Source organism: Edaphobacter aggregans DSM 19364, assembly GCF_000745965.1.
GTDB lineage: Bacteria > Acidobacteriota > Terriglobia > Terriglobales > Acidobacteriaceae > Edaphobacter > Edaphobacter aggregans.
Map to the genome: position 1 here is coordinate 1 of NZ_JQKI01000325.1, position 1514 is coordinate 1514.

At 58.6% G+C, this 1514-nt stretch carries 1 protein-coding gene; it reads right to left on the reverse strand.

Annotated elements, in window-relative coordinates:
* Positions 1 to 292: 292 nt before the first annotated feature.
* Complete coding sequence (gene tnpC / locus Q363_RS31565) at positions 293 to 1384, reverse strand: IS66 family transposase (RefSeq protein ID WP_084080976.1); 1092 nt, start codon at positions 1382 to 1384, stop codon at positions 293 to 295.
* Positions 1385 to 1514 lie beyond the last annotated feature (130 nt).

The window sequence follows — 1514 nt, forward strand, 5'->3', positions numbered from 1 at the left end:
GAAGCAGCCATCCGAGAGTTCATCACGGCCCATAACCAACAACCAAAACCCTTCCGATGGACCAAATCGGCAGACCAGATCTTGGCCTCCATCGCTCGCTTCGCCACCTCCACCCTTGACGCTCACGCACCTGATACTTATACAAGAAATCAATGACTCAGGAGACTAGCTTCATCGCGCAGGTCCCGGCCATTATCTCCTCCGGAAGAGCTTCGATAGGCGGGGACTGTTGCCTGAAGCGAAGGCCCGTGAGCGTTAGCTGAAGCACAGGTGCTGCGGTGGGCTTGGAGCTTTACTGCGCGGAAAGAGTTGGTGCCTGGTGCTTCTTCCACAGATCGGGAAGCCATGTGGCAAAGTGGCTGATGGGCATGGATGGCAGGTTGACGAGCAGTTGGGTGATGTAGAGTTGCGGGTCAACGTCGTGGCGGTGGCAGGTGCTTGTTAAGCTGGCCAGGATCGCGGCTGTTCTTCCTCCACGTGCGTTGCCGACGAAAAGCGAGTTTTTGCGATTGAGGACCACGCGTTTCATCTCGCGCTCGCTCACGTTATTGTCGACGGGCACAGCGCCGTCGACGCAGAACGCAGTGAGTTCCTGCCATTGACTCAGGGCGTAGTTGATCGCCTCGGCCATGGGATGCTTCGGCAACAACTGCTCCTTCCAGATCAGAAGCTTTTCGCGCAGTTGAGCCAACACGGGTGCCGACTGCTTCTGGCGCACCTCAAGTCTCTTTTCGGCGGACAGATCTGCAGCCTGTTTCTCGACAGCGTAGAGTGCGCGCACCATCTCGATGCCTTCGCGCGCGATCTCCGGCGCGGCCTTCTCCGCATCGATCACTTTACGACGCCAGTGTGCCCAACATCCTGCGCGTGTAATCTGATTGCCGGCCACTACGCCGTTGTACCCTCCATAGGCTTCGGCAAGGAGCACCTGGTTGTTCTCCCTCAGGAAATACTTCGGTCCGTCCCGCCCGCGGTTCAGCGTGAAGTCGAACACATTGTACGGATGAGCATCGTCGCCCACGTACACCCACATCCGCGCATTCGATGTCTTGCCCGTGTTGAGCATGGGCATGATGGTGTCGTCGGTAGCGACCACATGGGAAGCGCGCACCCGCTCAGCCATCGACTCATACAACGGCTCCACGAGATCGGCCACATCGCCGCACCAGACCGATTGCGTGGCTCGCGAGATCTCGAAGCCCTGCCGTGCGAAGATGTCTTCCAACCTGTAAAGAGGGAGGTCATCCGAGAACTTGCTGGTCACGATGTAGGCCAGCAGACCAGGACCGAGTTTATCGGACGGGCTGTCGCTGCACTCGCCGCGGATCCCGACGTCACCGGCACACCGGAACCGTACTGGTGGCCGCCAGCGTAGCGGAGAAATACGGCGTTACAGACATCGATGGCAAGACTCTACGAAAAGGTCTATTGTCTCCGCGGCGACATCGAAAACAGGATCAAGGAGTTGCACGCGTTGGAGATCGGCCGCACCAGTTCCCGTTTCTTCCCGCCTT